This window comes from Paraperlucidibaca sp., assembly GCF_982810325.1.
Map to the genome: position 1 here is coordinate 1 of NZ_CEYEMI010000046.1, position 8,527 is coordinate 8,527.

At 51.6% G+C, this 8,527-nt stretch carries 7 protein-coding genes and 2 pseudogenes; 7 read left to right on the top strand and 2 right to left on the bottom strand.

Translation table 11 applies throughout. The annotated features are described in order from the left end of the window. Positions 1-164: 164 nt before the first annotated feature. The 5 genes and pseudogenes from AC3DKE_RS10610 to AC3DKE_RS10630 all read left to right on the top strand — a co-directional run bounded on the left by AC3DKE_RS10610 (position 165) and on the right by AC3DKE_RS10630 (position 3,732). Positions 165-521 carry an HPF/RaiA family ribosome-associated protein gene (locus AC3DKE_RS10610; RefSeq protein WP_379068948.1) on the top strand — a complete coding sequence of 119 codons (357 nt, stop codon included), beginning with the start codon at positions 165-167 and terminating at the stop codon, positions 519-521. Between the two features lie 57 nt (positions 522-578). Beyond that, a pseudogene (locus AC3DKE_RS10615) lies at positions 579-707 on the top strand (IS6 family transposase); the annotation flags it as partial. Positions 708-930: 223 nt separating this feature from the next. Continuing rightward, positions 931-1,563, top strand: a complete 633-nt coding sequence (gene acuR / locus AC3DKE_RS10620; RefSeq protein WP_487990659.1) for an acrylate utilization transcriptional regulator AcuR — start codon at positions 931-933, stop codon at positions 1,561-1,563. Positions 1,564-1,609: 46 nt separating this feature from the next. Then, positions 1,610-2,593, top strand: coding sequence for an acrylyl-CoA reductase (NADPH) (gene acuI / locus AC3DKE_RS10625; protein WP_487990660.1), 984 nt, complete (start codon positions 1,610-1,612; stop codon positions 2,591-2,593). A 41-nt stretch (positions 2,594-2,634) separates the two neighbouring features. Continuing rightward, the gene (locus AC3DKE_RS10630) at positions 2,635-3,732 is read left to right on the top strand and encodes a YheT family hydrolase (RefSeq protein WP_411730321.1); all 1,098 of its coding nucleotides are present in this window, start codon (positions 2,635-2,637) and stop codon (positions 3,730-3,732) included. Positions 3,733-3,927: 195 nt separating this feature from the next. Here AC3DKE_RS10630 and katG read toward each other — a convergent pair whose 3' ends face one another. After that, entirely contained in the window at positions 3,928-6,174 is a 2,247-nt protein-coding gene (gene katG / locus AC3DKE_RS10635) for a catalase/peroxidase HPI (protein WP_379068959.1), read from the bottom strand. Between the two features lie 620 nt (positions 6,175-6,794). Between katG and AC3DKE_RS10640 the strand changes: the two are divergent. After that, positions 6,795-6,959, top strand: a pseudogene (locus tag AC3DKE_RS10640) (DDE-type integrase/transposase/recombinase); the annotation flags it as partial. Between the two features lie 65 nt (positions 6,960-7,024). Here AC3DKE_RS10640 and AC3DKE_RS10645 read toward each other — a convergent pair. Continuing rightward, positions 7,025-8,002, bottom strand: coding sequence for a sulfite exporter TauE/SafE family protein (locus AC3DKE_RS10645; protein WP_379068965.1), 978 nt, complete (start codon positions 8,000-8,002; stop codon positions 7,025-7,027). A 141-nt stretch (positions 8,003-8,143) separates the two neighbouring features. Between AC3DKE_RS10645 and AC3DKE_RS10650 the strand changes: the two genes are divergently transcribed. Beyond that, positions 8,144-8,269: a DDE-type integrase/transposase/recombinase gene (locus AC3DKE_RS10650; protein ID WP_484217133.1), complete on the top strand. Its 126-nt coding sequence runs from the start codon at positions 8,144-8,146 to the stop codon at positions 8,267-8,269. Positions 8,270-8,527 lie beyond the last annotated feature (258 nt).

Sequence of the window (8,527 nt, forward strand, 5' to 3'; positions counted from 1 at the left end):
TCGCTATCGCATAGATCGGGTGGCTGCCGATGAGAAGATTTAGGGTAGGTAGTGTTAGAGTTATCACGTCTGGACCCAGAGTTGACCATGGCGATCATTCCTTCTGGGTGGATGCCAGCAAAAATTGGCGCCGTCGCCATCAGCGGATTCTAGGAGACTGAAATATGAAGATACTAGTCAACACCGATGCGAGCATTCAGGGCAACGAAAAACTCGAACAGCATACTCAGGCCACCGTGCAGAGCGTACTAGGCCATCTCGCGGACCATATTACCCGTGTGGAAGTTCATCTCAGCGATGTGAACAGCTCCAAGGGCGGAAACGATGATAAACGCTGCCTGATGGAGGCGCGTATGGTGGGTCACCAACCGATCGCGGTTACGGACACAGCATCCAGCATCCATCAAGCCATTGACGGTGCATCGGAAAAGCTCAAACGCTTGCTCGACCACACGCTTGGGCGGATTCACGATCGCAAGGAACGCAGTCAACCTACTGATGTCGATATCGATATCGATTAAAGCGATGGCCTAAAAACGGTACAGGCAAGTTAACTCTCCGGTTGAGATAATTTGTCGATGAATACTTACAAACGACATCGTTTTCACCGCAGCATCATCCGCTATGCGGTATGGGTCTACTACCGCTTCAACCTGAGCTTTCGTGATATCGAAGACTTGCTGGCAGAGAAGGGCATCTCTGTCAGCCATTATCGACGAAGCAGGACCGCTGCGTTTGTAACGTGGAGAGTAGTGGTTACGTAGCGATGATCGCTTCAACTATCGGTACTGACACGTTAAGTCACTGCTTGTGATAACTCACGTATGAGTACCTACAAACGACATTGCTTCAATCCCAGCATCAGTAGCTTATAAAGCGAGTGTCTTGCCTATCATTGACATTATAGCCGATCGGTCTAATATATCTCGTATGACAAATATCAAGCCCCCAATTCGCCGCGGACGCCCACCTAAAATTGATAGAGATTTTACGGATACTCGTGCAGCACTGCTTAAGTGTGGAATGGAGGTGCTAACTGAGCAAGGTTTCGCGGCTACGGGCATTGATACTGTTCTTAAGAGGATCAGTGTCCCCAAAGGGTCTTTTTATCACTACTTCGATAATAAAGAGGCTTTTGGGCAAGAGGTGCTTAAAACCTATGCCGCTTACTTTGCGCGCAAGCTTGATCGCTGGTTACTAGATGACTCTGCAATGCCTTTGCAGCGTATCGCCAACTTTGTTGAAGATGCCAAAGCGGGTATGCAGAAGTACCAATTTCGCCGAGGCTGCTTAGTCGGAAACTTAGGTCAAGAGATCGTAGTCCTGCCTCAAAGCTTTCGTTATGAGTTGGAGGCTGTCTTGCTTGACTGGGAGAGGCGATTGGCAGCGTGCTTGTCTTTGGCCAAGGATCAAAAGCAAATTGGTTTGGATAGTGATTGTGATGCATTAGCAGCATTTTTCTGGATAGGTTGGGAGGGGGCCGTGTTACGAGCAAAGCTAGTACAGGATGTAAGGCCAATGGATAGCTTCATGAATGGCTTCTTGGCTGGATTGGAGCTGTAGTTTTATTTTGCTAATTTATAGACGATCAGTCTAAATGAGAGGAATTATGTTTAAGGCAATTTTGATTGATAAAAATACTGACACTTATAGCGCTAGTGTGGCCGAGCTCAATGACGATCAGTTACCTGATGGCGATGTTACGGTGCAAGTTGCGTACAGCACTTTGAATTATAAAGATGGACTGGCTATTAGCGGTCGCAGCCCTGTAGTGCGACGCTTTCCAATGGTGCCTGGTATCGATTTAGCAGGCACTGTTGAGACTAGTAGTCATCCTAACTTCAAGGCAGGTGACCGAGTGCTGCTGAACGGTTGGGGTGTAGGTGAGGGGCATTGGGGCGGCTTGGCTCAAAAAGCTAAACTCAATGGCGATTGGCTGATTCCACTCCCCAAAGCAATAAGTGAGCGCCAAGCAATGGCAATTGGTACTGCCGGTTACACAGCGATGCTTTGCTTGATGGCACTTGAGCGGAATGGCTTGAAGCCAGAGCATGGCGACGTGTTAGTAACTGGAGCCAATGGAGGGGTTGGTAGCTTTGCAATTGCATTGTTAGCTCACCATGGTTATTCCGTGATTGCTTCTACTGGTCGCCCAGATGAGGCGGACTACCTAAAGCGCTTGGGAGCCACAACGATTATTGACCGAGCTGAGCTTAGTAATCCTGGGCGAGTGCTAGGAAAAGAGCGTTGGGCTGCGGCAATTGATTCAGTAGGCAGTCACACGCTTGTAAATGTATGCGCTGGAACTCGTGAGAATGGGGCAGTGGCTGCTTGCGGCTTAGCTCAAGGTATGGATTTTCCTGGGACTGTTGCACCATTCATTCTGCGCGGCATTAGCTTGCTAGGTATTAATAGCGTTACTAGGCCCTACACTGAGCGTGTTGAAGCCTGGGATCGTTTGGGCGCGAGTATGAATTTAGATCTGCTAGCTGAAATCACTAATGAAGTCAGTCTCAGCGAGGCCATTGAGACTGCACACGAGTTACTCGACGGTAAGGTTCGAGGGCGAGTAGTGGTAGATGTGAATCGCTAATGCGCTACTTTTTAGCCTAGGCATTTATAGAGAATGCAATTATGACTACAGCACCGGCGCCACGCCAAGTCGCCACCCGCCGCTCACCTCCGAATCGCCGGCCGCAGGTGATATGTCATGACAATCTGAGTAACAGTCATATTGTCAGTGAGCTGCAGCAGCTACACGAAGATTTCACGCCCACGCCTTGGCTATTCAATGAGCATGCACAGCTGATCTTTCATAGCCTACGCAAGGGTGGGCGACGAAGTCAGCGCGGCACACTCTTATATGATCATAGTGAGCAGTTAGTCATGCGTGATGGTGGGCTGACGGCGCTGTACTGGTGTGGCCACGACCTGTCGCCCGATACACCGACCATTGTGGTGCTGCATACCATCTCTGGCAGCCCGGAAAGCATGGCAGAACTGGTGCGTGACCTTAGCCAATTCACTGGTTGGCGTGTCGTGCTCTGTCTTAGGCGCGGCCACGCCGACCTGCCACTGCTGACGCCGCGTATGAGCTTATTCGGCTGCACCGATGATCTACGCGAGCAGCTGGCGGTTATCCGTGTACGTCTCCCTGAATCCTCGTTGTATGCAGTCGGCTCCTCGGCCGGCTCCGGTCTGTTGGTGCGTTATTTGGGCGAGGAGGGAGATGCCGCACCATTCTGCGCTAGCTTCGCTTACTGTCCTGGTTATGACACTGACACTAGCTTTGATCATGTGCATCCTCGCTATAGCCGGATAATGGCTAAGAAGTTGGTGCGCCAGTTCATCACCCCCAATCTCGAACGCATCGCGCATATGCCCACAGCTCAGCGCCTGAATGCGGCCGATGATTTGGCGATGCTGCATCGCGCGCTTTACGAGTTGGCTGGGCATGATGACTACGCGGCCTATGATCGCGCTAGCAACCCTATGCATGTCTTCGCAAACATCCGCAAGCCACTCATGGTGCTGAATGCAGAGGACGACCCAGTCTGTCGCATTGGCAATTTGGAGCCTTGGCTGGATGGTATGCGCCAAATGCCGAATATCATTCTTGTGACGACCGCCGAAGGTAGCCACTGCGCGCATTACGAGGGCTGGTTGGCGCGCTCGTGGTCGGCGAAGCTGATGAGTGAGTATTTTCAGGTTATGCGGGGGCTTTCGATCTGATGCTGACGAGTTAATTCACTTATTGGGATAGTTCACTGATGAGCACCTACAAACGGCAAGCAGCACTACTATTTCTAACGAACCATGCAGCAGTATCTAATCTATCAGGATAAAAAAGCCCGCACTAGGCGGGCAAACGATCAGCAGATACGCGGGTTTAGGCTCGCCACAAGAGAGCGTGACGAGCCCATACACTTACTTTTTCAGATCAAAACGATCCAAGTTCATGACTTTATTCCAAGCTTTGACGAAGTCTTGGATAAACTTGCTTTGGCCATCGTTGCTGGCGTAAACCTCAGACACGGCGCGTAGCTCAGAGCTAGAGCCAAAGGCTAAATCCACCGGCGTTGCCGACCATTTGTACTTGCCCGTGGCACGGTCACGTCCTTCGTACAGGCCGTCGGATTTTGCCGAGGGCACCCATTGCGTCGACATATCGAGCAGATTGATAAAGAAGTCATTGCTCAATGTGCCGGGGCGATTGGTGAGTACACCTTCGCGGGCGCCGCCTACGTTGGCATCGAGCGCGCGAAGACCGCCCACGAGTACTGTCATTTCAGGCACGGTAAGGGAAAGCATATTGGCGCGATCGACTAGTGCGTCGGTAGGTTTGTAGAGGCTCTCGGTGCTGTAGTAGTTACGGAAACCATCGGCCTTAGGCTCGAGCATGCTAAACGATTCGACATCGGTCTGTGCTTGTGTGGCGTCCACGCGGCCCGCGGTGAAGGGTACGCTCACCGTGAGACCGGCCTTCTTAGCTGCTTGCTCAATAGCGGCGTTACCACCGAGCACAATGACATCGGCCAAAGAGACTTTTTTACCACCTGTAAGCGATTTATTAAACCGCTCTTGCACCTTAATCAACTTGGCTAAGACATCGCTTAATTCGGTTGGGTTGTTAGCGGCCCAGTCTTTCGCCGGCGCTAAGTTAATCCGTGCACCATTAGCACCGCCGCGCATGTCCGTGCCGCGATAGCTGGCGGCTGATGCCCAAGCTGTGCGCACTAGCGCAGGGCTCGACACACCAGAAGCCAGAATCTTCACTTTCAGTGCTTTCACATCCGCATCACCGATGATTTTGTAGTCGGCTTTTGGCAGTGGATCTTGCCAAAGCAGTGTGCCTTGCGGTGCGTCGCTGCTGACGATGTAGCGCGCTTGTGGGCCCATATCGCGATGAGTCAGTTTGAACCACGCCTTAGCAAAGGCCAGCTCGAAGGCTTTTGGGTCTTTGTGGAAGCGCTGGGTGATTTCGCGATAAATCGGGTCTTCTTTCAGCGATAAATCGGTAGTGAACATGATGGGCGCATGGCGCTTGCCAGCTACGTGCGCATCGGGAACTAAGTTTGAGGCCTGACCATTGGCGGGAATCCACTGGATAGCACCGGCGGGGCTCTTAGTTTTGACCCAGTCAAAACCGTAGAGATTGTCGAGGTACTGCATAGTCCACTGCGTTGGGCTCACCGACCACGCACCTTCTAAACCACTGGTGATGGTGTCTTCGGCATTGCCTTTACCGCATTTGTTTTTCCAGCCAAAGCCTTGTTCTTCGAGGCCGGCAGCAGCGGGTTCAGCACCTAGGCACTCTTCAGGTTTGTGAGCACCATGGGCTTTGCCGAAGGTGTGTCCGCCGGCAATCAGCGCTGCGGTTTCTTCATCATTCATGGCCATGCGGCCGAAGGTGTCGCGAATGTCTTTGGCGGCGGCTAATGGATCGGGATTGCCATTCGGGCCTTCGGGGTTGACGTAAATTAAGCCCATTTGCACGGCGGCCAAAGGTTTTTCCAGCTTACGGTCGCCGCTGTAGCGTTTGTCGGCCATGAACTCATTTTCTGGGCCCCAATAGACGTGGTCGGGTTCCCAGTCATCGGTGCGGCCACCGGCGAAGCCGAAAGTTTTAAAGCCCATGGACTCGAGCGAGACGTTGCCGGTTAAGACCATTAAATCAGCCCATGAAATGCTGGCGCCATATTTTTGCTTAATCGGCCAGAGCAGGCGACGCGCTTTATCTAGGCTGGCGTTATCGGGCCAGCTATTGAGCGGCTCGAAACGTTGTTGGCCACCGCCAGCACCACCGCGACCATCAATGACGCGATAGGTGCCGGCGCTGTGCCAGGCCATGCGAATAAAGAACGGACCGTAATTGCCATAGTCAGCTGGCCACCACGGTTGTGAGGTAGTCAGCACTTTCTTGATATCGGTTTTAACGGCGTTTAGGTCTAGTTTGGCGAAAGCTTTCGCGTAGTCGAAGTTGGCGCCGTAGGGGTTTGACTCTACGGCATGTTGGCGTAAGGCTGACAGGTCAATGACTTCGGGCCAATAGAATTGGTGGCCTCGCATTTCAGGCGCAGCAACAGCACTAGCGGGCAGTAGCGGCATGGCGACTAAGGCAATGGCCGCGGCGAGTGATTTCATGGTGGTTGAGCATGTGAATGGTGTGCGCATTTTTATTCTCCGAATACACTAGGGCTTGGGGAGCACAACGATCTCAAGATGAGTTCGCTACTATCCACTCGTTGTAGTGTATGAACTTATTGAGCGGTTCAAAAATTGATTGATTATTAATTTTTGATAGCTTTAAGCAATGTTGTGTGGATTGCTGGGTACTGACAAGCCAAGTAGCTGCTTGTGAAAATTCGTTGATACCCACTGCTTATCATGCCACGGCTAAGGTACTGACAAGTTAACTCGCTGGTTGAGGTAATTTGCCGATGAACACATACAAACGACATCCCTTTCACCCCAGCATCATCAGTTATGCGATATGGGTCTACTACCGTTTCAACTTGAGCTTTCGTGATATCTAAGACTTGCTGGCAGAGAAGGGTATCTCTGTCAGTTATGAGGCGATCCGTCTTTGGTTCATCAAGTTTGGATCCGAATACGCTCGCAAGCTTAAGCGCAGGCATATCGGCCTCGGCGATACGTTTTATCTCGACGAGGTGTTCATCAGGATAAACGGAAAGCAGCACTATGTTGTGGCGAGCTGTCGCTCAAGACTGTGAAGTGATCGATGTTTATGTTCAGAGTCGTCGTAATGGTGCAGCACGTGACAGTTCTTCAAGCGCTTGTTACGCAGCAGTGGCGGCGAGCCACGAACGATAGTCACTGATAAGTTGGCAAGCTATAAGGTAGCTCAGCGCGAGCTAATGCCGATTGCTCATCACAATACAGCTAAATACGCTAACAACAGAGCTGAGCAATCGCACGAGTCTACGCGGTTCAGGTAGCGGTGGTTGCTTAGAGGAGCAAGAGTCAACTATTGCTGCGCTAAGCAGTTAACTTGTCAGTACCCTTAAAACATCCATTTGGCTAAATTCACCAAGCTGACCAGACTAATTAAACTGCCGACTAGCATCAGCAGTGTGCGCGTTTTCAAATGCCGCGTGATGAGCGCGGCGAATGGCGCAGCGAACAGACCGCCCAGGGCGAGACCGGCGACAAAAATCCATACCGTGCTGTCTAGGATGGTGAAAAAAGCCGCGGCCACGGTCACGGTGAGAAAAAATTCCGCGAAGTTTACTGAGCCAATGGTGGTGCGTGGGTCGTGACCAGCACCGACCAATGACGTCGTCACAATCGGGCCCCAACCACCGCCCCCGGTGGTATCCATAAAGCCGCCAAACAGCGCCAGCGGCGCGACTTTAGCGGCATTAATTTCGCGCGCTTGTTGGATGGTTTTGAAGGCTTTGCTGAATACATACAAACCCATGAGCAGTAAATAAGCACTGATAAATGGTTTTAAGAGCTGACCATCTACGTTGCTTAACACATAGGTGCCAAGTAAGCCGCCAATGAGGCCGGGCACCAGCAAACTCAGCACCAGGCGCTTGTTCACATTGCCCAGTTTGAGATGAGAGATGCCGGAGACGCCGGTGGTGAACACCTCGGCAAGATGCGTGGCGCCGCTGGCCATTGCGGGTGGTGCGCCTGCGGCAAGTAAAAAGGTGGTGGCAGTAATGCCGTAGGCCATACCCAAGGCGCCATCGATCATTTGTGCAACTAGGCCAACGGCCACGGCTGTCCAGAACAGCGGGTTGTGCAGGGCGTCGAGCACGAGTGTGCTGCCGGAGATCACGGCGTTGCCCCAAAATAGACGATAGACGAAGTAGCCAACGAGGCTGACTAAAATCGCAACAATCATATAGCCCGCGATGGTCAGCAGCGGCTGCTCTTGCGCGTGCGTGACCGCGTACTCCACTGGTGGCAAGCCAAGCGCTTGATGCTCGGGGTTAATGGCTTGATCGTTGAGGTCTGGGTGACGAATTTTCATGGCCGAGGGCGCCGTAAGTTGCTGAGATGCGCCATCATATAAATAGATTATGCGAATTAGAAATACCGATTTATCGCAATAAATATAACTTTGGTTATATCAAAAATAGCCCTCGGCCTTCTTTTTTTCCATTGAGCCATCTTGGTCATAGTTACTAATAAGTTGGCCAGCTACAAAGTTGCTCTGCGCGAGCTAATGCCGACTGTTCATCACAATACAGCTAAATACGCGAACAACAGGGCAGAGCAATCGCATGATTTGACGTGATTTCGAGAGCGAGGGGTGAGATGTTTCAAGTCGCCGAGCCAGGCTCAGCTACTCCTAACGAATCATGCAGCAGTATCTAATCTACTCAATCTAGGCAGGCATCTAACTTCAGCAAGCCAACGTGGAGATCTGTAGTTGCGTAAAGGCAGTAGGGTCAATTCTTGCTAAGCCTGAAGGTTAACTTGTCAGTACCTATTGCTCAGACCAAACCGCAAACTCATTACCACTAGGTTCGCTGAAATGAAATCGGCGACCGCC